Genomic DNA, 26318 nt, shown 5'->3' with positions numbered 1-26318 from the left:
ATCATAGTGATCCTATGCACTATTTTACCACACCATAATTTTTAATGACGCATAGTCGAGTAGTATCCGCTATTTTTTTCCTTTGATATAATCCGCATCGAATAGGAATAAACGCATCAGCAAGAACAGCGATGGAATGAGCAAGAGAAAACCTGCAATAAAAACAATTACGAGAGCTGTACCCATTGCTTCGTTTACTACACTGCCTTGAATTGTTATATACGGGTATAAAATATACGGTAAATGTGATGCTCCATAACCAAAGAATGCAAAGAAAAATTGCAGCATTACCATGATAAATGCAATACCATAATTTTTCTGTTGATACACAAACCATACTGCGATAAAAAAGAACAGTAAGGACAACGCAAACATCCACCAAAGACCTAGCATTTTTTCAAAATGCACCGGATTATGTTCCCTTAAAGCGACGAAAACCATTAAACTGGCCAATATCGTCGGAGCACTCCAGAATAAGGAGAATTTACGCATAATACTGCGTGACTGTGAGTCTTCAGCACGATCAGCATAAAACGTTAAAAAGCTTGCACTAATGTAAAGAACCGAAACAATGGCAAGCACGACAACGCTCCATGAATAAGGACTTGTAAACAGTTCTTGTGCTAAGAACACAACGTTATCATTTTTCACATCCAAAAATCCACCTTCTGAGATCGTCAGTGCTGTCGATAAAGAAGCTGGTATTAGCAACCCTGTGGCACCATATAAAAATAGATAGAAGGAGCTGTTTTTTGATCCATAGTTGCCAAAAGCATAAAATGATCCTCGAATGGCCAGTAGAATAATCGCAATACTCCCTGGTATTAATAATGCCGTACCATAATAGTAGGCCGTATCCGGATAAAACCCAACTAGACCAACGAAGAAAAAGACGAAAAAGACATTTGTTACTTCCCAAACAGGTGACAAATAGCGGCTGATCAATTTACTCATAATGTGTTCTTGCTTTGATACTCTTGCATAATAAGCGAAGAAACCAGCACCAAAATCAATGGAGGCAACGATAAGGTATCCATATAAAAAAGTCCAAAGGACGGTAATTCCTACTATCTCTAAGCTCATTCCATTTTCCCTCCTTGTCAAATCACAGGGTAAGGAATCACCTCACCCTTATGAATGATGTTAATCGATTGTTCCTTTAGGAAAACGTTGCTCCAGCTCGGCTTCAGCTGGTTTGTTTTTAAACATTTTTATCAATACGGTTACACAGAAGAACGCGAGGAACGCATATAATCCAATAAATAGCGCGAGAGCCACTCCCACATCCGTACTCGTTGTTGCTGCTTCTCCGACCTTCATATAGCCTCTTAAAATCCACGGCTGCCTTCCAACTTCCGCATAAATCCATCCGAACTCAACTGCAAGCATCGCCAATGGACCACTTGCGACAATTCCCCATAAAAGCGGTTTATTCCATTCATTAAATCGCTTCACTATCATAAATAATACAAACAAACCACTGATAAAGAGTGAGTACATTCCAATGCTCACCATTAAATCAAACATATAATGAATCCATAACGGCGGACGTTCGTCCTCTGGAAATTCATTTAAACCTATTACTTCCGTATCAAATGAGTTTCCAGCCAAAAAGCTTAATGCACTTGGAATCCGAATTGCATTGCTTATTTCTCCATTCTCATCAATCGTTCCAAACATGACGAGATCCGCATTCGTTTCTGTTTCAAAATGCCATTCAGCAGCAGCAAGTTTTTCTGGTTGATTCTCAGCTAGAAATTTAGCAGATAAATCACCGGCAAATGTCGTAGCAGCTGTGAATATCAGTGCACTGATCATTGTTAACCGCAACGCTTTTTTATGATAAATCGACCCTTTATTACGTAATAATGTAAAGGCTGCAATTGCTGCTAAAATTAAGGCAATTGTCATATAGCTTGAAGCTACGACGTGAAATACTTTAACTGGTGTTGCAGGATTAAACATCGCAGCTAATGGATCAATATTAACTGTTTCACCATTCACAATTTCAAAACCTTGAGGTGTATTCATAAACGCATTTACTGTCGTAATAAAAAAGGCTGACATAAATGATCCAAGTACGATCGGAATCGTTAAAAGAAAATGCATCCAACGATTTTTAAAACGATCCCATGTATATAAATAAATCCCAAGAAAAATAGCCTCGAAGAAAAAAGCAAATGTTTCCATAAATAATGGCAAAGCAATAACTTGCCCTGCTACCTGCATAAAGCTAGGCCATAATAGGGAAAGCTGAAGTGCTATTGCAGTCCCTGTGACAACTCCAACGGCAACTGTAATGGTATAGCCGCGTGCCCATCTTCGTGCAAGCAGCAAGTAGTGCGGGTCTTTTCGCTTTATTCCTAAGAACTCAGCAATTGCGATCATAATCGGCACTCCAACCCCAATTGTTGCAAATATCACATGAAATAAAAGGGTTGTCGCTGTCAACAAGCGACTGAGCATGACGCTATCAAATTCCAATGAGATCCCCTCCCAATAATCAAACACAAATTATATTAGCTTTACTATACCACTCTAATGACCATATTATAAAATAAATAGCTAGTTTGTGATGTATTGAACATGAATTTTTTGTGACAAACATCACAAAGTATTCCGTATATGGATCCCTCTCTCTAGCTTTACTATGTACCGTTACTGCGTTTGTTAATAAAAATCAGAAAAACCTTTGTGTATGATCCGTATAGACCGGACACAAAGGTTTTAATTTTTTATATCATAACGCTTCAAGCATATTAAATTGAGATTTCACTAACCTCTGGTAAATGCCCCGTTTTCTCATCAGCTCATCATGACTGCCTGATTCCATCAATCTGCCGTGATCAAGAACATAAATGCGATCTGCATCACGTATTGTAGACAACCGGTGAGCAATAATGATCGCAGTTCTGCCATGCAGCAGTTTATTTAACGCACGTTGAATTTGTACCTCTGTCTCCGTATCTATTGATGCTGTAGCTTCATCCAAAATAATGATTCGTGGATCAGCCAGCAACGCTCTTACAAAGGACAGCAGCTGGCGTTCACCAACAGATAAAATATTGCCCCGTTCCTCTACTTCTGTGTCATAGCCATTTGGCAATTTATCAATAAAGGTATTTGCACCAATGGCTTTTGATGCAGCAATAATTTGTTTATCTGTTGCATTTGGATGACCGAAACGAATATTTTCTTTAATTGTCCCGGAAAAAATAAACGTATCCTGCAAAACGATACTTATCTGCGATCGCAATGTTCTTAACGAAACGTCTCTTAAATCCATTCCGTCCATCTTTATGCTTCCTGCTGTTGGGTCATAAAAACGAGTAATCATATTCGCAATGGTTGTTTTACCTGATCCAGTGTGACCGACAAGAGCAATCGTTTCTCCTGCTTTAATATTGATCGTGATTCCATCTAATGCCTTACGATCATTTGAATAGGCAAAGTCCACATTGTCAAAAGCAATGTCTCCTTTAATTTGCTTAAGCTCTTTTGCATTTTTTTTCTCTTCAACATTTGGCTTCTCATCCAGAAACTCAAAAATTCGTTCTGATGAAGCCATCCCCATTAGAAGCTGATTATAAACCATACCTAAACGGGAAATAGGTTCCCAAAACATGCCTAAATAAAAGGCAAATGCAACAAATTCTCCTAAATTCAAGCTTCCATTTTGAATCAATGTGGCACCATACCATATTAATACGGCTGTGCCAACGGCATTGGTCATTTCAACTAGCGGTCTAAATGCAGCATTTTTCTTTGTTGCATCACGCCAGCTTTCAAAGGTCTCCGTATTAACCCCATCAAAAAACTGAGCATTTTCAGGCTCTTGTGTAAACGACTGTGTGACGCGTATGCCTTGCAAGCTCTCATTTAAATGAGAGTTAAGCTTTGATTGTTTAAGTCGAACCGTTTGCCAAGAGCGGCGAATTTTCCTGCGAAGCTGAGTTGAAATCAAAAACATAAGCGGTAAGATGATCATTACGGCAAGAGCAAGCTCAGGACTTATGGTAAAGAGGATAATAAATATCCCAACAAGCATGAGAGCGTCCATAAGGAGATTGATAACCCCATTTGTAAAAAGCTCTTGCAGCGAATTAATGTCATTCATAATTCGGACAAGTATTGACCCTGCAGACCGCTGATCAAAAAAGCGATTACTTAACCATTGAACATGGGTAAATAAGTGCTTTCTTAAATCATAGATAACGCTCTGACCCAGGATATTCATCCATTTTATCCGGTAAATATTTGCTGCATAATTAGTCAAATATAGCGCAGTGATCATGCCTACCAATATCATCAAAAGGTTGATGTCCTGATTTTCAATAGCCCGATCGATTACATAGATCCCGATTAAAATCGGTACGACAAGACGAACTGCTGTTGTTAATAAAACCATAACGATTGATAACGGTAATAATTTTTTGGAATATGGTTTTAAATAGGTTAAAAGCCTCCAAAGCTGTTGCCAATTAAAAGGTTTTTCAATTACTTGATCTGTAGAATACTGAAATCGGTTCATTACCCGTTTACTTGCAGATTGCTTTTCCATCTAGTGATTTCACCTCATCCCTGCTGTGCCTGTAAAATTTGTTTTTGATCCCTGAACTGAATATCATAAATTCTTCTATATAAGCCCTTTTCATTAATTAGAGTATGATGGGTTCCCTTTTGAACCACTCGGCCATTGTCCAGTACTAATATCTCATCAGCATGCTTTAATGATGAAATTCTATGCGCAATAATAAAAGTGGTTCTCCCTTTCATCACTTTTTGAAGCTCTTGTTGAATTTTGAATTCCGTTTGCATATCAACGGCACTCGTTGCATCATCCATGATCAGAATGCTTGGATCTAAACAAATCGCACGCGCAATCGCAATTCGTTGCTTCTGACCTCCTGACAATCCTAGGCCCCTTTCGCCAAGCATCGTGTCATACCCATTTGGCAGCTCCATAATAAAATCATGTGCTTGAGCATGTTTTGCCGATTCGACAATTTTATCAAAAGGAATATCTGGACGCCCATAGGCAATATTGGATTTTATTGTGGATGAGAATAGGAACGATTCTTGAAGTACGAACCCTACATTTTTTCTTAAGGATGAAAGCGTATAATCCTGGACATCTACTCCATCGATCGTTACCTTACCTTCAGTCGCCTCATAAAAGCGTGTCATCAACTGTGTGACACTTGTTTTACCGGAACCAGTAGGTCCAATGAGGCCGATTGTCTTTCCTGGTTTGGCACGAAATGATACACGATATAACGCCTTTTCATCCACTTCCGTATACTGGAGCGTAACGTTTTGAAACACCACTTCTCCTTTTATATTTTTCATATGAACGGAATTTTCTGTATCACGGATTGGTTCATCCGCTTCAAGCACTTCCAATAAACGTTCCCCTGAAGCTTTTGACTGAGAAAATTGATTGATAGTAAAGCCCAGGTTCATAATTGGCCAAATAATAAAGCCGACAAGGCTGTAGAATGCTACAAGCTCTCCATGCGTCAATGTTTCATTAATAACGAGGTAGCCTCCATAGCCAAGCATTAAAATAATGCTTAAATTTCCCAGAAACTCCATTAGCGGAAAGTATTTAGCCCATATATCTGCAGTGAAAATATATTTATCCTTGTAATCACGGTTTGATGAATTGAATTTTCTTATTTGATATTCTTCTCTTGATAAAGATTTTACGGTGTTAATACCACTAATATTTTCTTGCACATTTGTATTCAGCCGTCCAAATGATTGACGTACTCCACGAAAAGCCGGGTGCACTTTTTTATCAAAGCGATAGACAACTACAGCAAGAAAGGGAATCGATATCATCGTTATAATCGTTAAAGAGACCGAATAATAAAGCATGACCCCTGTGGTAACGACAAGAAGCAGAACAAGGCGAATGAGCTCGGCGAAGCCAAATGATAAGAAGAAACGAAATCCTTCTACATCAGCCGTTAATCGTGACATTAGATCACCGGTTTTTGCATTGTCATAGTATTTAAAAGGAAGTCGCTGAAGCTTTCTGTATAATTCATTTCGCAAATTGTATACAGAAACAATTCCAAACAAATCGCCATTATATTGTGAGATATAGGTTGCAATTCCCTTAATCGCCATTATTCCGACAAAGCCAAAAGCTAAATAAGGTACTAACCCATACCTTCCTTCCATCACTACTTCATCGATTGTTATTTGAAGAATGATTGGATAAATAACAGTTATGGCTGTCATGACAAATAAAAAAATGATAGAAACGATAAAATAGCGCCTATGTGGGAAATAAAACCCCTTTAATTTCTTAAAAACATCCATTTCTTTCCCCCTCCCAAAGCTAAGGCATAGTATTTAATATATCGGGTTTCGAAATATATTACCACCATTTTTTGAATTTTCCCCGAATACAAAATACTCACTTTTTTCTAATAACTAGTATATAAATCGATTTAAGGAAATAGATCCGTCATCCGACGGATCTATTTTCATTCATATGAATTACACTCCTTACGTTTCATCTTTTACAGCAAGGGAATTAAATAAAGTGCCCATCAACTCGAATGGTGAATGATTTAACAGAAAGGTGGTTTTTTTATGATGATCGTAAATTTTAGCGTTATTAGTACAAGATTAATAGAATATGAGTGGGGTTCCCTATTAATTGCCCTTGGCATTGGCTTGGTAAAGATTATTGGACTTATCTTGGCGTATTTGCTGGTAAAAGGACTTGGAAATCGAATACTGTCTCAAACATTTACAAACTATCAATCCAAGAAAAATGTGTCTCCCGGCAGAGCCAAAACATTAGAAAGCTTAACAAAAAACGTTTTTGGATATGCACTCTTGTTTATCCTCATCGTCACCGTCCTGCAGGTATTTAATTATGATGTAACAGCACTTATCGCAGGCGCTGGCATCATTGGATTGGCTGTAGGATTTGGTGCACAGGGTCTTGTAAGTGATGTAGTCACGGGGTTTTTTATTTTACTGGAAAAACAAATTGATGTAGGAGATTATATCACGACAGGAGAATTCTCTGGAATTTGCGAGTCAGTGGGACTTCGACAGACTAAGATACGAGGATTTGATGGCACGCTTCACTTTGTACCCAACAGAGAAATTACAAGCATGAGCAATCATTCAAGAGGCAATATGAGGGCACTCATCGACATCGGTATATCCTACGATGATGATATTGATCAAGCGACGAAAGTGCTGCAAGAAGCATGTGATAAGGCAGCCGCAAATAATCATCAAATTATCGATGGACCCAATGTGATCGGTGTACAGCAGCTCGGTTCATCAGATGTAGTTTTACGAATTATCGCTCAAACAGAAAATATGGCGCAATGGAGCGTTGAGCGTGAACTGCGAAAATCATTAAAGGAAGCGCTAGAAGAGAATGGAATTGAAATTCCTTTTCCTCATCAAGTATATCTTGAGAAAAAAGAAGCATGACAACAAAAACCGAATAGCTAGGCTATTCGGTTTTTTCATAATGCTTAGAACGTAAGAAGCTCGAAATAAGATCAATCGCAACATTAATTGATTCTTCATCTGGATTCAGCTTTGCATGGTGGAGACCGTATTCAGACTCTACTCCCAGCCAAAACATAAAACCTGGTATATCTTTAAGGAAATAACCAAAATCCTCTCCTGTCATTGATTCACGACAGTGAATTAATTGAACATCCGGATATTGCTCTACATATTTCATAAACGTATTAGTCAATTTTTCATCATTATAGACCTGATAATACGGCTGACCAAAGTCCAGTGAAGCTTCACATTCAAATGCATGCTCAATTCCTGTAACAATAGCTGTAACACGTCTCCTTAGTTCAACCATCGCTTCTGGATTTAATGTACGCATTGTTCCATCAAGCTTAGCTGTTTCTGCAATGATGTTTCCAACCGTTCCAGCTTCTAGTTTCCCAATCGTCACAACTGCACTGTCTAGCGGGTCTACATTACGAGCCACAATGGTTTGAAGCTGTGTAATAAGAGAGGCACCAGCAACAATCATATCACGTGTATGATGAGGATAGGCTGCATGCCCTCCTTTTCCTTTTAGCTCAATATGAATCTCGGTCGTGTTGGCAAACAACAGACCAGGTTTAGTCGCAACCTCTCCGACCTTATATTCTGGTGCAATGTGAAGACCGATTATCACATTTGGCATCCATTCCTTCATAATAGCAGAAGCAAGCATTTGCTCTGCTCCTCCCGGACCTTCCTCGGCTGGTTGAAAAATCATTAATACATCATCTTCTATCGGCTGTTCAACTACGTTAGTAAGGATACCTAAAGCAATGCTCATGTGCAGATCATGGCCGCAGGCATGCATATAGCCAGGGTGCTCTGATGGGAATGGGACACCGCTCTGTTCAGTAATCGGCAATCCATCAATATCCGCGCGATAACCGATCATTTTTTTAGGTGCTGTTCCGTTAACCTTAACAAAAATCCCCGTCTTCCAAGTCTTTATCTCAATCCGGTCCTGCGTCAGGCTCTTTATATAGTTAAGCAAATATTTTTGTGTTTTAAACTCCTGATAACCAATCTCAGGGATTTTATGCAAATCACGACGAATATGAATAAACGTGCTCACGATTAGCCCTCCAATATATGTTCAAAAAAAGCGCAGAAATGAATCTGCGCTTTGAGACCCTCTTAAAGCTGACGAAGTTCTTGTTTGATCTCTGTTTTTGATTTTGTTTTTTCATCAATTTCTTTAATTACACGAGCAGGGGTTCCAGCTACAACTGTATAAGGAGGAACATCTTCAATAACAATCGCACCCGCAGCTACAACCGCTCCTTTACCTACTGTAACACCTTCTAATACTACTGCATTTGCACCAATTACTACATCATCTTCCACCACTACAGGTTTAGCTGAAGGCGGCTCGATTACACCAGCAAGAACAGAGCCTGCTCCAATGTGGCAATTTTTCCCTACTGTTGCACGACCACCAAGAACAACATTCATATCGATCATTGTTCCTTCACCGATCACAGCACCAATATTAATTGATGCACCCATCATAATTACAGCATTATCACCAATTTCAACTTGGTCACGAATAATTGCGCCTGGCTCAATTCGCGCTTTAATGTTTTTCATATCAAGCAATGGAATTGCTGAGTTTCTGCGATCATTTTCAACCACATAGTCTGTAATTTTACCTTTGTTTGCTTCAAGAGCTTCAGCGATCTCTGCCCATTCGCCAAACACAACACCAGTATTGTCAGAAACAAATGATTGAGCAGTCTCTCCGAAGTTAATCCCTTGAAGGTCTTCCCCCTTCACATATACTTTTACAGGCGTTGATTTTTTCGCATTCTGTATGTATGAAATAATTTCGTTTGCATCCATTTTTTTCATGTTGTATTCCCCTTTCAAAAATATGAATATTCATGCAAGCACACTCTTTTACTTTACCAGAACACAGCAATTGAAACAAGTAAAACACTCATTGTTCCAGCTTCATTTCAGTTAAATATTGCTGAACAACTTGAACAAAAGCTTCCACCTGAGGAAGCTCAAAAGCAGATTGATAGCCTAGCAGCCATGTATCACGCTTGAGCGCTGTTTCTCCTTCTGTTTGAAGCGGGATTTTATTAATTTCTTTTTCTGCCCCAGTTAATGTTATGGATGGTAAGATTGCATAGCCAATTCCATTTAACGCCATTTGCTTGCACGTTTCTATTTGATCAACAAAGATGCTTTGACGGGGTGTGCTTTGAAAATGCTGATGCCACCAGTCTTGAATTTCCTGATAGTAAGTTGAGTCACTTTTGAACTGAATAAAGGGCCTCGACGTTTTGTGTATATCTTCAATTCCCTTTATTTCACGATCAACTAAAAATAATCGATCTTGAAACAAATGCATCTTCGGTCCCTTCCAATCTGGTGTTCCTCTTATGATTCCAATATGTACATCCCCATCATACACTGCCTGTAAAATTTCGCTGCTCCAGCCAGTAATAAGTGAGATTCGTGCATGTGGGTTTTTTTCTACGAATCGTTTAAGTACTTTTGGCAGCCAGTTTTGACCGACAATAGAAGCACAGGCGATTTTAAGTGTTCCATACACTTTTGTATCCATTGACTGAAGCTGTTCCTTTACCAGTTCTTCTTTTGACTGCATCTCCTTTGCCAGCTGAACAACCGTTTCCCCAGCAGGTGTCATGGTAAGTCCTTTTTGTGACCGGAGAAAAAGAGGCTGCTGCCATTCTTTTTCAATGCTTTGCAGACGCTGTGAAAGAGCAGGCTGTGACACAAACAATCGCTCCGCAGCTTTCCGCATATTCATTTCTTGCGCTAAGACAACCAACAGGCGATAGTCTGATCGGTTCATCAACTGCCTCCTCTATAACTCCTCATTATCTTTTCTTGGCAAAAAAAGAATTAATGCTAAACTCAGAACTGCGACTGCTAATACTACTGAATAGACATCATTTAATCCGCTTATCATGGCCTGCTGCAGTGAATCTAGTACATCGGGAGCAAGATTATTTCTGCCTTCAGCCGTTAACAATTCATTTACTGAATCTACATCAAACGATTGAACCTCATCTATAGAACTTTCTTCGAAGGAAGACCGCAATTGATTATTTAAGATGCCCCCAAGCAAAGCGACACCAACCGTACTCCCCAAATTACGCATAAAAATATTTGCGGCAGTAGCTGCACCTCTTTGATTCCAGGCGACTGCACTTTGAATGGAAACGATAAATGATGTGCTAGTGAACCCCATGCCTACTCCAACAAAAAAGGAAGACATGGCAGCCCATAATGGCCCATGAACTGGCTCCATTAATACAAATGAAATAGTACCTAATACAAGAAAAAGGCCACCGATTAGAGAGGTCCGATAATAGCCGATTCGTATTAGCATCTTTCCTGCAATGATCGCTGATATCGGCCATCCGATTGACATCGCTGTTAGCGTAAAACCAGCAACTCTAGCACTTTGTTCCATCACCCCTGTTACAAACGCTGGCAAATAGCTTGAAATACCAATAAGTAGCACACCGGTAGCAAGTGAAACAATATTTGCAATTAAGATAGATCTATTCTTCCAAATGGAAAAAGACATCATCGGATCTTCCGTATGCAGCTCGTGATGGATAAACCATGTCAAAAAAAATGCTGCTCCCGCTAAAAGTGCAAAAATGATCCATGATGTCCAGGAAACCGCCCCCCCGCCTTCCACGAGTATATAAAGTAAAATACTCAGTCCAGCTGTAAGTAATATCGTCCCCTTGTAATCAATATGATGCTTTTTCTTTTCAACATTTTCTTTTAAAAACACCCATAATCCAATTAATGAAAGAAGGCCTAGTGGAATATTCACCCAAAAAACATATTGCCAGCCTGCTGTTACCACTAATAGACCACCAATTACCGGACCTATAACGGCTGAAATACCCCAAACACTAGATAAATACCCTTGAATTTTTGCTCTTTCTTCTTTTGAATAGATATCCCCAACAATGGTCGTTGCGATCGGCAGAACTGCGCCTGCTCCAAGTCCCTGAATAAATCGGAAGGCAATCAGCCACTCCATGTTTGGAGCAAATCCACACAAAATGGAGCCGCCTAAAAATAAGAGCATTCCAAATGTCATAACGGGTCTTCTGCCGAATAAATCGGAAAGTCTGCCATAAATTAATACAGTGACAGTACTCATCAGTAAATAGGAAGCAAATACCCAGCTGTACAATTGAAATCCTCCAAGGTCAGCTGCAATTGCTGGCATTGCAGTGGAAACGATTGTCGCTTCAATCGCACCGACGAACATAGCAAGCATGACGGAGGCTAAAATAAATGGCCGGTATTTCAGTCTTTTCTGTTTTTCTTCTGCTGCGTTCATGGCTTGTTACCCACTAATTAAGACCGCTGAATTTGTCTATGTATATGGCGTTGTAATTGTTTAAGCATGACTCGTCTAGTCATCAGTCCCACAAAATACCCTTTTTCATCCATCACGCACAAAAATGGATGATTAACCAATAAATTTAAGGCATATTGAAATTGATCGGTTGGTTTAAGATGGGGAATATCCGTCTGCATAACATCCTCCACCTTTTTCTCATCAAGTCGTTCAAATTCAATACGTTCAAGCCCTAAAATGGAATCTGTTATTAGCTGAGAGCTTACTAATCCCTTTAAATGATAAGCTGTGTCCAGTACTGGAATCGCTGAATAACCACTCTTTGTTAAGAGCAATATCGCATGCTCAAGCGTATTGCTCATCTGCACATGCGCAATTTTTTCAGATGGGATAATAAATTGTTCAATTGACATTTCTAAAAAGTCTTTATGATCTATTGAAATCATCGCAATATACCCCTTTTTTCAAATACTTTCCTCTATCATCATACCATACATTACCCATTAAGGCAGAACGTCACACATGTCTTTTCATATGAATTGTGGTCAAAAAAAAAGAACCGGAAGCACCGGCTCTCTTCTATAGCTCATTTTCTTCTTGCAGCAGTTCATATATTTCAATTGCTGTCATGTCGATATTATCAAACGGATATTTTTGAGGTTTTTTGTCTTTACTGTAAACTTCAAGCTCAAACGTATCAGTAGCAGAAAAGTACTTTACCTGACAGATCCTTTTTCCGTTAACTTCGAAGAATCTTGATTGTATATCCCCACTATCATCTTGCTCTTGCAACGTTTTTAAACGTTGAATAATCCCCATTAACTGAGACATATGTTTATTCTCCCTTCCAAATAAATTAAATGACATTTCACATCATTGTTTTCCCATTAATATTTGCTGCTCGCATATAGAGTTGTGACCTCATCTGATCTAAATCACTTTAAAGTCAGTTGCAGCACTTGGATAGTAACATCAATTGATGACAATCAATCTGTGAACGCCGCCGATCTGTCCCACGCCACCAATTGTAATCTGTTGAAATCAATTATCTTCATGTTTCCCTAATCCGATCATCACAAAACAAGGAATACTATACCATAACTTTTTAAATGTGAACACTCTTTTGATATTCAGTCTATTATTCTTTAAAATCTGAGAATTTCCTGCAGTCTTTCTATATGATCTATCAGCCAATTAGAATGTTTACCTGAATGATTGTACCAAATAGCTCTCCTATCCGTCACCGGACTATTAATAACAGGCGGTTAATGAATTGGAATAATTGCATATGTTTTGACACACAAGCAAACATACTACAAACTAATAGATACAAAGAAAGGAAACAAATTAATATAGTCAGGAAGTGATCTGCTTGCAAAAGGTTGTACTGTATACTCAGCCGGAATGCCCGCCTTGTGAAGTTGTAAAACGGTTTTTAAACGCTAACCATATTCAGTTTCAGGAAAAAAATATAAAGACAGATGATTCCTCACGTCAATACATGATTAACCAGTTATCCTCTTACTCCACACCTACAGTGGTTGTCGATGATAAACATATTATTCGCGGATACAATTTAGAAGAACTTGCACTAAAATTAAATATATCCAGCTAATCTAAAAGCCAGTGTAGGAAAGAATGTATGTAAACATCTTTCCTACGCTGGCTTTTATGTTTTAAACATCCAATACATAATATAACCTAAGCTTAATACGGCTGCAAAAATATACGTTAAGAAAATGGGGTTTAATGTAACACGATGTCTCCCAGGTCCTTCCGGTATTGAATCGTCCTTTTCGTTTTTCCCATCCGATTGACCTGCTGTTATTTTTAATGTCATAACAGCTGCAATAACACTTATTATAAGAAAAACAATTGCTAATATGATCATCCACTGGCTCAATCAAACCACATCCTTTTCTAGTTAGGATGCATTAGTTTCATGATTTCATTCATTTAACTAAAAAGGAAATCGATTTAGCCATTGTCCGCCATCCATCGTAATACAGTCACCATTAATATAGCCAGCTTCATCAGAAAATAAAAATGCTGCAAGTGCTGCAATCTCTTCAGGTGTACCTAGCCTTCCAAGAGGAACTGAAGCCAGCGTTCGTTCCGCTGCTTCCTCAGACTCCCAAAGTTTGTCAGCTCCCCCTGTTCGTTCGATTGGACCAGGTGCAATAGCGTTTGCTCGAATTCCATATTGATGTCCCCATTCAACAGCCAGCGTTCTAGTCAACGATAGTACACCAGCCTTAGCAGCAGCAGAATGGGCAACACCCGCTCCAGCATTCCAGGCATACGTCGCAACCATATTTATAATGCTCCCTTTAATACCATTTTCAATCCAATAAGCACCCGTTGCCTTGGAGCAATAAAATGTGCCATTTAACACAATATCAATGACTGATTTCCAGCCATTCGGAGATAGCTTTTCAACTGGGCATATAAAATTTCCTGCTGCATTGTTAACCAGCCCATCTACACGACCAAACTTCCTCACAGCTTCCTTAATCATTTCTTCCGCCATTTCAGGTTGACGAACGTCCATTTGAAAATGCTCTATTTTCCCCTTTTCACTCTGTAATTCCTTTTGAGCTGATTCAAGTTTTTCTTCATCCCTGCCTGTGATTAAAACAGCGTGACCATCCTTTACAAAGCGGCTGGCCATGTATTTCCCCATCCCATTTGAACCACCGGTGATAATAATAACTTTTTCTCCCATATGAAGCCCCCCAATCATTAATGAATGAATATTCACTCACAATAGTACCATATTTATTCCCTAAATATCAAAACACCTTATGACATAATAGTCATAAGGTGTTTTGATATTATTGCGATAAATCTTGGGACATGGAAAGCTTTTGATGAAGCTGTGCGATCGTCCTAACAATCGTGCGTTTACGATTGTGGCCAGCAGAAGAAACAGATTGACCGTTCATTTCTGCAAACACCCGACCTCTTGAACCTTCATCCTTAAAGCCTTCTGTATAAACGATAATCGTTCCCTGAGCTGTGGGAATACGCAATATGTCAAGCTGAATACCTTTTTTCACGGTTATAAACCCCTTTGTCTTTTTCGTTCAAAATCTACGATAATGATACCGTATATCAGGTTTGACCATATGTCAATATAAAGGAAATCTTGATCATCCTTATTATCCATATACAAATTAGCTGTTCCCTGATTATAATAGGGCAAGCTGCATTCCCAGAAAAATGACAAGGGTGATGATAAGTATGATCGAAAAGATGTCGAGAAGAACCTTTTTAAAAAAAGTCACTGCTTGCCTTCTTGGATCTATCGTAATTGGATTTTGGGGTTATGTCTACGCAAGGTATATTGAACCGAACCGACTGGCGATATCTGCCCTATCATTTGAATCGGAGGCGGTACCTCTGCGATTTAACGGAATCAAAATTGTACAATTTAGTGATACTCATATTGGGTATCACTACTCTAAACGGCAATTAAAAAAACATGTCCAAATTATTCAGTCGTATAAACCTGACTTGATTGTTTTCACTGGAGATTTGATCGATAAGCCAAATCAATATAGTCGAATACATGACCTGCCTTCATTGCTGGCTCCTCTTTCTGCACCTTTAGGGAAATATGCGGTATATGGTAATCACGATCATGGGGGCTATGGAACTGATCTCTATGCTGAATTAATGCAAAAAGCTGGTTTTTCCCTTTTGAGAAATGAATTTGTAAAAATCAAGAAGGGGAATGATGACATTTTACTTTCCGGTATTGATGAGCCCATGTTGGGAAGACCCGATTTCACTTCAATTTTTAATATGATTGAAGATGATCCCTTTCATATTTTTCTATCCCATGCTCCGGATCTGGCAGACTTGGCAGGGAAATTTGACCTGCAGTTAAGCGGCCATAGTCATGGAGGCCAAATACAAATCCCGTTCTTCGGAGCTCTTATTGTTCCACCCTACGCTGAGAATTACATAGAAGGACGCTATGACTTAATCGAGGGTGATCGACCAACCTCTATCTATGTAAATCGCGGTCTTGGCACTACAAGAATGCCTTTTCGTTTATTATCTACACCAGAAATTTCTATTATCACATTAAAAAGAAAGACCTGAAACTGTCCCCAGATCCTTCTTTATTATGGACACATATCCACAATTATATCAAAAGTTGAAATATGAAATGAATGTAAATAGAACTTTAGTAATACTGTAAGGTATATAATTTTGCTAATAGTATGAGACATTAAATTTTATTCTTCATCTTCCCTTAATCGATAAGCCTCTCGTAATAATACCTGCTGAGAATGAATAGGGATCGATAATGATTGATCCACATAATGATAGCGTCCATTGGCATCCTGATAGCGCGCTTTCTGATTATCACTCATTTGAAGCTCTAATATTGACAACAATCTTACTTTATGAATAGCATCATGGATTGGAAATAATATCTCGACCCTTTTCTCCATATTTCTTGTCATTAAATCTGCAGAGGATAAATAGATGTTTTCTTCTCCATTGTGGTAAAAGTAATAAATTCTGCTATGCTCTAAAAAACGCCCAATAATACTTCGGACCTGAATGTTCTCACTCACACCTTTAATGCCCGGGCGGAGACAGCAAATCCCACGAACGATTAAATTAACCTTGACACCTGCACAGGATGCTTCATATAATTTCATGATCAATTCCTTATCTGTAAGAGAATTCATTTTGGCCATAATTAATCCGTTTCCAAATTGTTTATGACTTTTGATCTCTTGATCGACAAGTTTGCAAAATTCATCACGAATACTATATGGTGCTACAACAAGATGGTGGTAGCTCGGTTTTTCTGTATAACCGCTTAAGTAATTGAAAAAATTTGTTGCATCAACACCAAAATTTCTTTTTGTTGTAATGATCGCCATATCTGTATATAACTTTGCCGTTTGATCATTATAATTTCCAGTCCCTAAATGAACAAAACGTTCAATTTTCCCATTTCTTCTTCTAACAACTAACGTGATTTTACTATGTGTTTTTAAAAAATTCATTCCATAAATCACGTGACAACCGGCTTGTTCAAGCTCTTTCGCCCATTGGACATTATTCTCTTCGTCAAACCGAGCCTTCAGCTCTACGAGAACTGTGACTTGCTTCCCATTTTCTGCTGCCCTTTTCAGTGCTTCAATAACAGGGGAACCGCCACTGACTCGATATAGCGTTTGTTTGATCGCTAAAACGTCAGGATCGTCTGCTGCATCGCTGACAAAATCTACAATCGGACCAAAGGATTCATACGGATGATGAAAAAACAAATCCTGCTGGAGCGCTTTTTCGAATAAATTCTCATGAGATGAAAGATCCTCTGGCGGCTGTGGGATAAATGACTCAAATAATAGATGATCTCTATTCAACTGAACAGCTTTAACAAACTGAAAAAGAAACGTAAGATCCAACGGACCTTTTACGGAATAGACATCACCTTCATGAATTTCTAGCTCTTCCAGCAAATATTCAAGCATGTCACTGTCCATGCCTTGATCCTGTAGTTCTAATCGTACTGCGGACCCCCATTTTCTTTTCTTTAATTCCTTTTCAATTTCTAACAAAAGGTCTCGAGCACCTTCCTCATGAATCGTTAGGTCTGCATTGCGGGTTATTCGAAACAAACTAATGGATTTCACCTGATACCCAACAAACATTTTCCACATAAAATGCATCATGACATCTTCCAGTAAAACAAATGTATCCGTCTTTTCAGAAGGAATACGGATAAACCTATTTAATACGGCTGGCACCTGTACTAAGGCAACCTTCACGATATGTTCGTCCTCGACTATGTCAATATTTTCTAAACGAATAATTAAATTAAGACTTTTATTTAACATCATTGGAAAAGGTCTGTATGCATCAACTGCCATTGGAGTCAAGACAGGAAACACCTGGTCATCAAAAAACCTTTCTAAATAAATGAGCTGGTCTTCCGTTAATTCGCCCATTTCCTTAAAAAAGATTCTTTCACGTTCAAGCTCCGGAAGAAGTTTAGTAAGAAAAGTCTCATCCTGAAGTTCTACCAGTTGGTGATTATATTTTGAAATTTCCTCCAACTGCTCTTTTGGGGTCATTCCTGCTTTGTTTTCGGGTTTATTAAAGCCTGCCTTCACCTGATCTTTTAGACCGGCAACCCGAACCATGAAAAACTCGTCCAAATTCGAACTAAAGATCGCTAAAAACTTCAACTTTTCCAACAGCGGGTTTGAATTATCCAGCGATTCGTATAATACCCGTTCATTAAAAGCAAGCCAGCTTAGCTCCCGATTATTATAATTGTTCGGTAAATCTAAACGATCACCAATCAAAGGCGGCAACATAAATACACATCCTTATCATTTAATAATTATTGCTATTATTTGGATATTTCTATTTAGTAGATTATAAAAGAATAATTAGGCCGTGTTTTAATGAATATCTATAAAAACTAGGTCAATTGTCGTTTTAATGCTTTTTTCTAAATGTTTCTTTTGTTTTTCAGCTTGGTATTCCTCTGCCAATGTATTACCTGTTGCATAGACAGTAATCGTTAATCCAGAATCATTTTTCCCAACCTCAAGTTGTTTAACAATATCTCGTTTGGAGCTGTTTAAGCTGTATGCAAATTTCAGGAGTGCTCCAAGTTCACGCATTTGCTGCATTTCTTCTTTTGTAAACCAGCTTGTAAAAGGTACCAAAAACTGCTTTAACGTTGATTTATTCTTAAAAGAAGCAAGGGCAGCAATTTTAATGCGGTCTCTATGCAGCACCCCATCGATTGAACGGTTAGCAATCAAATAAAAGGTGTGCTGACTGACAGAATCGGAGTCGATATATTCACCTAAATAATACAAGTAGGCACCTCGCTTCAAAAGAAGCAGCAAGTCCTCCCTGTAATCAAAGAAACCGAGCTCTGACAATTGCTCATAAAGCTCCAAAGCGATGTACATCATCTGCTCTGCACTTTCCTTATCCACGGAATATTCAAATGATAATTCTTTTAAACTATTTTGAAAAACATGCTCTCGATCAAGAGGGGCATCAAACTGGCTCATTAATTCTTTTAACATTAAACCATCTCGCAAGCCTTTTCGGCTAAACATAAAACCTTTAGCTTGAACAACATCATACAGCTGACAAAATACTTCTGCTGAAGGTGCAATAATATCAATTCGATCACTGGATAAACCGTCAAGCTTTTCTAGCTGACTTCTGTTCATCGTAATAAGCTCGTCTTTGATAGTGAAAAGAGCTTCCCTTGTCATCCAATATTGATGAACGCCTGCAATTGGGTAGTTACGAACATGCTGATCAATAAGTGCGATATTTCGCGCACTCCCCCCTATTGCAATAATTGGCACATTTTTGTTTTTCAACCAGGGTAGTAAGTAAAATTGCTGAACAAGAAAACGCGAAAGATTTTGTTTTTCTTCTGCCGTCATCTTTTCGCCTGACATAAAGTCTTTTTTCAATGATACTACCCCAAACGCAAAACTATGTGAGTATTTTAACTGTTTGTTTTCAAAATAAGTAACCTCTGTGCTTCCCCCTCCAATATCAACTGTAACGGCTGAATCGATCGGTGTAGTATGCACAACAGCGAGATAACCATAATAAGCTTCTTCATTTTCTGACAAAATAGTAACACGAAACCCAGTTGTCTCTTCAACCTCCTTAACAATTTCCAGCTGGTTCTTTGCCTGGCGAATAGCTGCTGTGGCAGCTATTCGTATATCAGTTAAATGATGATATTCGATAATTTCTTTAAAAGCATGTAAGGTGGTTATCAGCGTTTCAATTCCTTCTCTTTCCATCACTCCATTTGCATCTAAATAGGTTCTAAGTCTTGCAGCAGTCTTAATGTTTTCAATTTCTTTCATTCCTTTGTCTTGCTCATAGTCATAAATGACAAGTCGTATAGTATTTGAGCCTATATCTATTACTGCCGTTTTTTGTTTCATTATCCCATCTCCAAGTTCTGAATATACTGTAATTTAATTATAATCTATGTAAATAATCTCTACTACTAATATAATTTTGATGAAAAATTGGGCTTTCCTTTTCAAATTTGCTTGAAGCGACTATAATTTACTTACACTTTATATTATATGGAGAAAAGGAGTGATTGAATTGTCTGATCAGGAACAGATACAAGAGCACTTGTCTTCTCTATCACAGGCAATTTTCACCGTGAATCGTCACGCTAAAACTGCTTCTAATCCTAAATTTCTTTATCAATTGAAAAAAGAAGCCCTTATACAGCTGGTTAACGAAGGAAAAGCGAAAAAAATCGGTCTGCAGTTTTCCAACAATCCAGGCCTTAGCCAACAGCGTTCAGATGTATTAATAAAATGCGGAGAGTATTTATTTCATATCCCACCTCAAAAAGAAGATTTTACCCATCTTCCACATCTCGGCAAAATGATAGAAGCAATGAGAAACCCAAAAACACGAATGGGTCTTCGCGAAGCTAAAACAATCCTGCAATCCTATACGGGATTAAAAGAAATAACCACCGAACAATCCCCACACAAGAAAAAAACCTATCAAAAACCCATTTTCAAAAGATTAGGGGAATAAAAATTAAGAGGCTTGCGATTAATACTTATCAGTATTAACAGCAGCCTCTTTTTTTTATGGCTTTGTTAACCGTGTCTGTTGATTTCCACTGCAGACGCTCCAATCAACGCTCTGCTAAAATCAACAATGGACTTTAACATAGCTTTTTTTAAAGGGCGAGCCGATCGATGCTTTGAACAAGTTCTGCAATTTCCGGCTTGCTAATTTGATCATCCGCTCCTACTTTTTCACCTTTATGCTTTAAATCATCTGTGATTAGTGATGAAAAAATGATAATAGGAAGGCTGTTTAATTGAGCGTGCTCTTTCACTTTGCGTGTAAGATGATGTCCGTCCATTTTTGGCATTTCAATGTCTGTGATTAAAAGGTGTACATGCTCACCGATCTTTTCACTCCTATTAGACTGAACAATATTTTCAAGATAGGCGTAAGCATCGAATCCATTCTCAAAAAACTCTACCTGCTCAAATCCAGCCTCTGTCAATGTATCGAGCAGCAGTTTCCGAAGGAGCGGTGAGTCTTCTGCAACCATCAATTTTTTTGAAGAGCGTTCCCTTTGCCCAAGTTTTTTTAACCTCCCTACATTGATCCCTGAATCAGGACTAATCTCAAGGATAATCCGTTCAAAATCCAACAGTAACAGCATATTGTTCTCCCGCTTCACCACCCCAACAACTGGGCTGTCTCCTCCCTGATATAGCTCTGAAGGCTTTTCAATTTGCTCCCAGGAAATACGGTGAATTTGAGATACATTGTCTACATGAAAGACGACCTTTAGCTTATTAAATTCCGCTACTATGTATTTTTCTTGAAATGATTCATTTTTAATTGGGGCTCCAAGTACTTTTCTAATATCAACTACTGGAAGAACCTCTCCACGCAAGTGAATAATCCCTTCAACGTTAGAATGTGAGTGCGGAATTACTGTAACAGGGATCGGCTGAATAATCTCCTTTACCTTAATAACATTTATTCCGTAAAAACTACCATTTATTTCGAATTCTACAATTTCAAGTTCATTTGTACCACTTTCAAGCAATATTCCCTTATGTTCATGCATTTGAATCACCCTTTCAGATTTCTTCATATTTAATAGCAAGCAATCATCATTATTCTTACTATCGGCAATGAACAACAAAAAGTTAACCAGCTGTTCGAGAACAGCTGGTTAACTTTCATTCTGTTAAATAGTTATCATGATATTAGCTATTTTAATCAAAAGGTCCCCTCCAGCTTCTACCCCTTCCCCAATATTCTTCTCAGCCTTGTTTGAAGCATCTTCATTCCATTTCCACCTGCTTGAAAATGGCGTAGCTGGCCGTTTCTATCAAATATATAATAGGCTGGTACAGTTCGAGTTCCGAAAGCATCTGTTAGTATAAACTTGCCGTCGAGATAGATTGGCTGAGTAATGTCATGATCACATGAAGTTTGTTTAATTACATTGATATCATGATCGCTCTTTATACGCGGCATGTGAACCGCCACTACATTTAATTCCTCTCTATAGTCATCACGTAATTTATTGATATCTAACAATGCCTTTTTACATAAATGACAACTAACCGACCAAAAATGAAAAAGAGTTGGTTTTTCACCTACAAGTTCATTTTTAGTGACTTTCCGATTTAACCAGTTCACGGCACCATCAAGCTCCGGCATTTCTTCTCTTAATTTCATGCTGTACAACCTCCTTAAGCTCAACTCATACTCTTCAAATTATGAAGAACAACATAGTATGCTATGTGTTAATGTATGCTGAAACCTATCGAAGAGACAACATATGAAAAAGCAGAGGTCAGACTTTAAGCGGTCGGATAGCAGAATTGCTAATTATCGGTATCTGCTATTGTTAACATTTATGAAATAACAGGCTGCTTAACCCGTAAATGAATAATTAGACCAATTACAGTCATTATGATCAATGAAGATAGGGCGATCCTGCTGGCTATATTTCCATAGCTAGCTAAGTTATAGGTAATTGTCCCGTAAATAAGGGGGCCGATTATCGACGACACTTTACCAGAAAAGGCAAATAATCCAAAAAACTGGCCTCGTTTTTCCTCAGGAGTCAGTTCAACAATGAGCGTTCTTGATGTCACCCACATCGATCCCAAAGCAACACCAATCAAGCTGCCAGCGATCCAAAACATCCACTGAGCAGTTGCTAGCACTGCAATAATTAAAGCAATAATCAGTATAATGGCTACAATGGAGACAGCTTTTTTAGATCCAATCCGTTTCGTAATATAACCAAAAATAAAAGAACCCAATACAGCTGTAATAGTAGAAATTAAATAAAGAAGAATAAATTCTCCCGTACCAAACCCAACAACTGCTGTGGCATAAATGGCCATCATGGCAATTGTAGTTGCGATCGCATCGTTTAAAAAGAAATAAGCAATCATAAAAGTAAAAACATTTTTATGAGATTTCATATCTTTAAACGTAGCGTATATTTCTTTATATCCTGAAAAAAAGCCGTGCTTTTTCGTTACGATAATCTTCTTAGGCGGATCTTTTATAAAGAAGAATAATGGCAGTGAAAACAACAAATATAAAATGGCTGTTGGAATAAATGCCTGTTCTGAACTGCCTTCCTGAATGATCAAATAAACAGACAGACCAACGATGGTTCCAAGGTATCCTACCGCTACCCCAAACCCTGAAATAAGCGGCATTTCTTCCTTTGTACCCAAATCGCTCATCATCGTGTCATAAAATACTAAACTGCTGTTAAAGAAGAATTTGGCTACGACAAACATTACCACCACAAGCAATAAACTGAGCGGAAGACCAAACATTTCTGCATTGCTTTTCATTGTTGCGAAGAACCCCATTAAAAAGGTTCCTGCGATTGAAATCGATGCAAACCATACGATATACTTTTTCTTTTGAGCAGTCTGATCAATCCAAACACCATAGAGCGGTGAAAAGATCACTAATAAAAAACTGGCAAATGCGTTGGCATAGGAAATAAACGTACTTGCTACTTGATTCATGACTTCACTTCCGCCAACCGTTTCATTTAAATAAAATGGAAAGAAGACAGTATTAATGTTGGATGAAAAGATAGTATTCGCGAAATCGTAAAAAGCCCAAGAAAGAATAGGTAAAGACATGTATAGCTTCCATCCACTTCTTGGCATGTGATGATTTTGCACTGGTTGACTTTGCATGATAACACCTCCATATGCCATAGGTATTCCATTTTCTAACACCTTTTTCCTTCTCTTTTACAATACATTAACAAAAAAGCCCCAACTATGGGACTTTCATCATTTCATGAACTTTTTAGAAAGAAAAATACGTCTTCTTTTTTTCTTTTTTGAACGGGAGAATGTCAGCCAGCCAATTTTTTTAAACACCATAAACATCGTGAAGGCAATTGCTGCCATAATAGCCAGTACAATAAAGTAGGCATAGGGGTGGCGCAGCTCCGGCATATAGATAAAATTCATTCCATACAGCCCTGCAATAAACGTAAGCGGCATAAAAATCGTCGTTATTACCGTAAGTGTCATCATAATATTGTTCATTTTATCTGAACTAATTGAAATATAGTTGTCACGCACATCTGAGGAAAATTCTCTATATGATTCAAGCATCTCTACTAGCTTCATGACATGGTCATAGACATCTTGAAAATAATGCTGCTGTTCTTTTGCAAACGAAATTCTATTTGAATTAAGCACGCGGTATAATAGATCTCTCATCGGCATGAGAGATCGTCGTAATTTTTGCATATCATGACGCACATCAAACAGCTCATCCATTAAACTTCGCGATGAATTTTCATCTGTTTTTTCTTCGATCTGGTTTAGACGATCCTCGATTTCATAAACAAAAGGAAAGTACTCGTCTACAATTGTATCGATAATCATATGAACAATCGATACAGGATCATCGTAGCGAATAGTTTGTCCTCCTGCACCTATTATATTCCATACCTGATTCACACTAACAAGAGAATTGTAATGAAAAGTAACGAGCATGCGCTCATTTACAAACAGATCAAGTTCCAGCGGATCAAAAGTTCCTTTATTTAATGCGTGCACTAATAAAAATATGTAATGACCGTAATTATCCATTTTAGGACGCTGGTGACTATTTTCTAAACAATCCTCTACTGCAAGCGGATGAAAACGAAAAAATCGTGTAAGCTCTTTTTCCTCACGTTTAGTCGGCTCATCAAAATCAATCCAATACCAGTGGTACCCATTTTTCGCTATGTCCCGTAAAGGCACGTTCTGTACAATATGCCCATCATGCTGCAAGGCTAACGTCCTGATCATAAATGGTCGTCCTCTCTCAATGAATATGTATAATTGATATATCCTATTTTAATTCTTTTTAACCATATTGTATTATTTCTTATGATTTTCAAGTGCCCTTTCACTTAATGAAGTGCTAAAATAGCCTTTATATAAGAAATGGAGGGAACGGTTTTGACACCTAAAATCAATAATGAAGTGAAACAGCTTCAGCTTTCAGGAATCCGCCAATTTTTCAACCGAATTCAAGGTATTGACGATATGATTTCACTGACGATCGGACAACCAGACTTCGCAACACCTGAGCATATAAAAAAAGCAGCCATTCAAGCGATTCAAAATAATTATACTTCCTACACTCATAATGCAGGCTTTTTGGAATTGAGAGAAGCCATCAGTCATTTTATGAAGATAAAGTATGAGCTTGAATACAATCCTGCAAACGAAATCATCGTCACAAATGGCGCATCTCAGGCAATTGATACTGCTCTTCGTACCGTTTTGAATCCAGGTGATGAGGTATTACTGCCCAGTCCTGTCTATCCAGGCTATGCTCCCATTATTTCACAGTGTGGGGCCAAGGCTGTGTTTGTCAATACAACAAATTTAAATTTTAAGCTTACTGCGGATTTGCTAAGAGATCATTTAACACCAGCTACCAGCTGTATTATTTTGCCGTATCCATCAAATCCAACTGGAGTAAGCCTTGATAAAACGGAGCTTCAAGCGATAGCAGATCTTGCCGTTCAACATGATTTGATCGTGATAGCAGATGAAATATACAGTGAGCTTGTTTATGATCAACCACATGTTTCAATCGGGACGATGATTAAAGATCGGACCATCGTCATCAACGGACTGTCTAAATCACATGCCATGACAGGATGGCGTATCGGTGTATTATTAGCCCCAGAATGGCTTGCTAAGGAATGCATCAAGGTGCATCAATATAATGTGTCCTGTGCTTCATCTGTGTCTCAGATGGCCGCTTTTGCTGCCTATACAGCGGGAATCAATGATGCATTCCCAATGAGAGAAGAATATGCAAAGAGAAGAGCCATCACTGGACAGCATCTCCGCCGCCTTGGTTTTCGTACCATCGAACCAGATGGGGCATTTTATTTTCTTGCGGGTATTCCCTCCTCATTAAGCTCATTTGACTTTGCGGTAAAAGCAGCCGAGGAAGCAAGAGTTGGAATGGTGCCTGGAACAGCCTTCGATCCGAATGGTGAAGGCTTTGTAAGAATTTCTTATGCCTGCTCTCAAGACTCCCTAAATGAAGCATTTTCAAGACTGGAGTTGTTTCTACAGAAATAACTTCAAAAAATCATTAAACCCGCCGAGAAATACTGATATGCTCCCCTTTAGGTAGACAGATTTAAAAATAAAATCTGCTACTTTAAAGGGGCGTATTTTTTTCGCCTAAAAGAACTTACTCTGCGGAGGATAAATTAGAAATCTTGAATGCATGTGAGATTGGAACCTATTCAATCAATGAAATCACCCAAATGTACAAGGTGCATAGATCTAGCATTATG

Annotated in this window: 24 protein-coding genes; 5 read left to right on the top strand and 19 right to left on the bottom strand. The window is 38.4% G+C overall.

Going from position 1 to position 26318, the window contains the following annotated elements; all coding sequences use genetic code 11:
- Positions 1 to 69: 69 nt before the first annotated feature.
- The 4 genes from KP78_RS10545 to KP78_RS10530 form a co-directional block, all read right to left on the bottom strand.
- A complete protein-coding gene (locus KP78_RS10545; RefSeq protein WP_041088763.1) occupies positions 70 to 1083 on the bottom strand; it encodes a cytochrome d ubiquinol oxidase subunit II in 1014 nt (337 codons plus the stop codon).
- 60 nt (positions 1084 to 1143) lie between these two features.
- Positions 1144 to 2484, bottom strand: a complete 1341-nt coding sequence (locus tag KP78_RS10540) for a cytochrome ubiquinol oxidase subunit I (protein WP_041088761.1) — start codon at positions 2482 to 2484, stop codon at positions 1144 to 1146.
- Positions 2485 to 2740: 256 nt separating this feature from the next.
- Positions 2741 to 4561 carry an ABC transporter ATP-binding protein gene (locus KP78_RS10535; RefSeq protein WP_041088759.1) on the bottom strand — a complete coding sequence of 607 codons (1821 nt, stop codon included), beginning with the start codon at positions 4559 to 4561 and terminating at the stop codon, positions 2741 to 2743.
- Positions 4562 to 4575: 14 nt separating this feature from the next.
- Positions 4576 to 6330 (bottom strand): ABC transporter ATP-binding protein, encoded by a 1755-nt coding sequence (locus KP78_RS10530; RefSeq protein ID WP_041088757.1) that lies wholly within the window; start codon positions 6328 to 6330, stop codon positions 4576 to 4578.
- A gap of 276 nt (positions 6331 to 6606) precedes the next feature.
- Here KP78_RS10530 and KP78_RS10525 point away from each other — a divergent pair, with 276 nt between their 5' ends.
- Positions 6607 to 7470 (top strand): mechanosensitive ion channel family protein, encoded by an 864-nt coding sequence (locus KP78_RS10525; protein ID WP_327063174.1) that lies wholly within the window; start codon positions 6607 to 6609, stop codon positions 7468 to 7470.
- A 22-nt stretch (positions 7471 to 7492) separates the two neighbouring features.
- Here KP78_RS10525 and KP78_RS10520 read toward each other — a convergent pair whose 3' ends face one another.
- From KP78_RS10520 to KP78_RS10495, 6 genes are all read right to left on the bottom strand, one after another.
- Positions 7493 to 8623: an N-acetyldiaminopimelate deacetylase gene (locus KP78_RS10520; protein WP_041088755.1), complete on the bottom strand. Its 1131-nt coding sequence runs from the start codon at positions 8621 to 8623 to the stop codon at positions 7493 to 7495.
- Positions 8624 to 8685: 62 nt separating this feature from the next.
- On the bottom strand, positions 8686 to 9399 hold the full coding sequence (gene dapD, locus KP78_RS10515) for a 2,3,4,5-tetrahydropyridine-2,6-dicarboxylate N-acetyltransferase (protein WP_041088753.1): 714 nt from the start codon (positions 9397 to 9399) through the stop codon (positions 8686 to 8688).
- An 88-nt stretch (positions 9400 to 9487) separates the two neighbouring features.
- Positions 9488 to 10375 carry a LysR family transcriptional regulator gene (locus KP78_RS10510; RefSeq protein WP_041088752.1) on the bottom strand — a complete coding sequence of 296 codons (888 nt, stop codon included), beginning with the start codon at positions 10373 to 10375 and terminating at the stop codon, positions 9488 to 9490.
- Between the two features lie 12 nt (positions 10376 to 10387).
- Positions 10388 to 11893: an MDR family MFS transporter gene (locus KP78_RS10505; protein WP_041088751.1), complete on the bottom strand. Its 1506-nt coding sequence runs from the start codon at positions 11891 to 11893 to the stop codon at positions 10388 to 10390.
- Positions 11894 to 11910: 17 nt separating this feature from the next.
- Positions 11911 to 12360 (bottom strand): cyclic-di-AMP-binding protein CbpB, encoded by a 450-nt coding sequence (cbpB, locus tag KP78_RS10500; RefSeq protein ID WP_041088749.1) that lies wholly within the window; start codon positions 12358 to 12360, stop codon positions 11911 to 11913.
- Positions 12361 to 12493: 133 nt separating this feature from the next.
- Complete coding sequence (locus KP78_RS10495) at positions 12494 to 12745, bottom strand: YkuJ family protein (protein ID WP_041088748.1); 252 nt, start codon at positions 12743 to 12745, stop codon at positions 12494 to 12496.
- Positions 12746 to 13286: 541 nt separating this feature from the next.
- Here KP78_RS10495 and KP78_RS10490 point away from each other — a divergent pair.
- Positions 13287 to 13529 (top strand): glutaredoxin family protein, encoded by a 243-nt coding sequence (locus tag KP78_RS10490; protein ID WP_041088747.1) that lies wholly within the window; start codon positions 13287 to 13289, stop codon positions 13527 to 13529.
- Positions 13530 to 13583: 54 nt separating this feature from the next.
- Here KP78_RS10490 and KP78_RS10485 read toward each other — a convergent pair whose 3' ends face one another.
- The 3 genes from KP78_RS10485 to KP78_RS10475 all read right to left on the bottom strand — a co-directional run bounded on the left by KP78_RS10485 (position 13584) and on the right by KP78_RS10475 (position 14973).
- The gene (locus KP78_RS10485; RefSeq protein ID WP_041088745.1) at positions 13584 to 13817 is read right to left on the bottom strand and encodes a hypothetical protein; all 234 of its coding nucleotides are present in this window, start codon (positions 13815 to 13817) and stop codon (positions 13584 to 13586) included.
- Positions 13818 to 13874: 57 nt separating this feature from the next.
- Positions 13875 to 14639, bottom strand: coding sequence for a 2,4-dienoyl-CoA reductase (gene fadH, locus KP78_RS10480; protein WP_041088743.1), 765 nt, complete (start codon positions 14637 to 14639; stop codon positions 13875 to 13877).
- A gap of 109 nt (positions 14640 to 14748) precedes the next feature.
- Complete coding sequence (locus tag KP78_RS10475; RefSeq protein ID WP_052474765.1) at positions 14749 to 14973, bottom strand: hypothetical protein; 225 nt, start codon at positions 14971 to 14973, stop codon at positions 14749 to 14751.
- Between the two features lie 184 nt (positions 14974 to 15157).
- Between KP78_RS10475 and KP78_RS10470 the strand changes: the two genes are divergently transcribed.
- A complete protein-coding gene (locus KP78_RS10470; RefSeq protein WP_041088741.1) occupies positions 15158 to 16024 on the top strand; it encodes a metallophosphoesterase in 867 nt (288 codons plus the stop codon).
- A 137-nt stretch (positions 16025 to 16161) separates the two neighbouring features.
- On the opposite strand, the gene KP78_RS10465 is transcribed toward KP78_RS10470, so the two are convergent.
- Together KP78_RS10465 and KP78_RS10460 are read right to left on the bottom strand one after the other, a co-directional pair.
- Complete coding sequence (locus KP78_RS10465) at positions 16162 to 18267, bottom strand: RNA degradosome polyphosphate kinase (RefSeq protein WP_041088739.1); 2106 nt, start codon at positions 18265 to 18267, stop codon at positions 16162 to 16164.
- A gap of 87 nt (positions 18268 to 18354) precedes the next feature.
- Entirely contained in the window at positions 18355 to 19887 is a 1533-nt protein-coding gene (locus KP78_RS10460) for a Ppx/GppA family phosphatase (RefSeq protein ID WP_041088737.1), read from the bottom strand.
- A 169-nt stretch (positions 19888 to 20056) separates the two neighbouring features.
- On the opposite strand from KP78_RS10460, the gene KP78_RS10455 reads away from it, so the two are divergent.
- The gene (locus KP78_RS10455) at positions 20057 to 20506 is read left to right on the top strand and encodes a YkyB family protein (protein ID WP_041088735.1); all 450 of its coding nucleotides are present in this window, start codon (positions 20057 to 20059) and stop codon (positions 20504 to 20506) included.
- Between the two features lie 148 nt (positions 20507 to 20654).
- Here the strand turns inward: KP78_RS10455 and KP78_RS10450 are convergent, their stop codons facing one another.
- The 4 genes from KP78_RS10450 to corA all read right to left on the bottom strand — a co-directional run bounded on the left by KP78_RS10450 (position 20655) and on the right by corA (position 24801).
- Positions 20655 to 21566: a chemotaxis protein gene (locus KP78_RS10450; RefSeq protein ID WP_041088733.1), complete on the bottom strand. Its 912-nt coding sequence runs from the start codon at positions 21564 to 21566 to the stop codon at positions 20655 to 20657.
- A 176-nt stretch (positions 21567 to 21742) separates the two neighbouring features.
- A complete protein-coding gene (locus KP78_RS10445) occupies positions 21743 to 22186 on the bottom strand; it encodes a TlpA family protein disulfide reductase (RefSeq protein WP_041088731.1) in 444 nt (147 codons plus the stop codon).
- Positions 22187 to 22365: 179 nt separating this feature from the next.
- Positions 22366 to 23685, bottom strand: coding sequence for an MFS transporter (locus KP78_RS10440; protein WP_052474763.1), 1320 nt, complete (start codon positions 23683 to 23685; stop codon positions 22366 to 22368).
- Between the two features lie 99 nt (positions 23686 to 23784).
- Complete coding sequence (gene corA / locus KP78_RS10435) at positions 23785 to 24801, bottom strand: magnesium/cobalt transporter CorA (protein WP_041088729.1); 1017 nt, start codon at positions 24799 to 24801, stop codon at positions 23785 to 23787.
- A gap of 153 nt (positions 24802 to 24954) precedes the next feature.
- Between corA and KP78_RS10430 the strand changes: the two genes are divergently transcribed.
- On the top strand, positions 24955 to 26097 hold the full coding sequence (locus KP78_RS10430) for an aminotransferase class I/II-fold pyridoxal phosphate-dependent enzyme (protein WP_106388559.1): 1143 nt from the start codon (positions 24955 to 24957) through the stop codon (positions 26095 to 26097).
- Positions 26098 to 26318: the final 221 nt, after the last annotated feature.

Origin of the sequence: Jeotgalibacillus soli, from assembly GCF_000829435.1 — a bacterium.
GTDB lineage: Bacteria > Bacillota > Bacilli > Bacillales > Jeotgalibacillaceae > Jeotgalibacillus > Jeotgalibacillus soli.
Note: the sequence above shows the minus strand (reverse complement) of the source record. Positions and strands in the feature narration are given on the sequence as shown.

Bases quoted from the DNA above. Each gene is read 5' to 3' on its own strand.
- KP78_RS10505 (WP_041088751.1), bottom strand. From the start codon at position 11,893: ATGAACGCAGCAGAAGAAAAACAGAAAAGACTGAAATACCGGCCATTT.
- KP78_RS10465 (WP_041088739.1), bottom strand. From the start codon at position 18,267: ATGTTGCCGCCTTTGATTGGTGATCGTTTAGATTTACCGAACAATTAT.
- fadH (WP_041088743.1), bottom strand. From the start codon at position 14,639: ATGGGAGAAAAAGTTATTATTATCACCGGTGGTTCAAATGGGATGGGG.
- corA (WP_041088729.1), bottom strand. From the start codon at position 24,801: ATGATCAGGACGTTAGCCTTGCAGCATGATGGGCATATTGTACAGAAC.
- KP78_RS10530 (WP_041088757.1), bottom strand. From the start codon at position 6,330: ATGGATGTTTTTAAGAAATTAAAGGGGTTTTATTTCCCACATAGGCGC.
- KP78_RS10450 (WP_041088733.1), bottom strand. From the start codon at position 21,566: ATGCATGAACATAAGGGAATATTGCTTGAAAGTGGTACAAATGAACTT.
- KP78_RS10495 (WP_041088748.1), bottom strand. From the start codon at position 12,745: ATGTCTCAGTTAATGGGGATTATTCAACGTTTAAAAACGTTGCAAGAG.
- dapD (WP_041088753.1), bottom strand. From the start codon at position 9,399: ATGAAAAAAATGGATGCAAACGAAATTATTTCATACATACAGAATGCG.
- KP78_RS10460 (WP_041088737.1), bottom strand. From the start codon at position 19,887: ATGAAACAAAAAACGGCAGTAATAGATATAGGCTCAAATACTATACGA.
- KP78_RS10510 (WP_041088752.1), bottom strand. From the start codon at position 10,375: ATGAACCGATCAGACTATCGCCTGTTGGTTGTCTTAGCGCAAGAAATG.
- KP78_RS10535 (WP_041088759.1), bottom strand. From the start codon at position 4,561: ATGGAAAAGCAATCTGCAAGTAAACGGGTAATGAACCGATTTCAGTAT.
- KP78_RS10525 (WP_327063174.1), top strand. From the start codon at position 6,607: ATGATGATCGTAAATTTTAGCGTTATTAGTACAAGATTAATAGAATAT.
- KP78_RS10445 (WP_041088731.1), bottom strand. From the start codon at position 22,186: ATGAAATTAAGAGAAGAAATGCCGGAGCTTGATGGTGCCGTGAACTGG.
- KP78_RS10470 (WP_041088741.1), top strand. From the start codon at position 15,158: ATGATCGAAAAGATGTCGAGAAGAACCTTTTTAAAAAAAGTCACTGCT.
- KP78_RS10440 (WP_052474763.1), bottom strand. From the start codon at position 23,685: ATGCAAAGTCAACCAGTGCAAAATCATCACATGCCAAGAAGTGGATGG.
- KP78_RS10545 (WP_041088763.1), bottom strand. From the start codon at position 1,083: ATGAGCTTAGAGATAGTAGGAATTACCGTCCTTTGGACTTTTTTATAT.
- cbpB (WP_041088749.1), bottom strand. From the start codon at position 12,360: ATGATTTCAATAGATCATAAAGACTTTTTAGAAATGTCAATTGAACAA.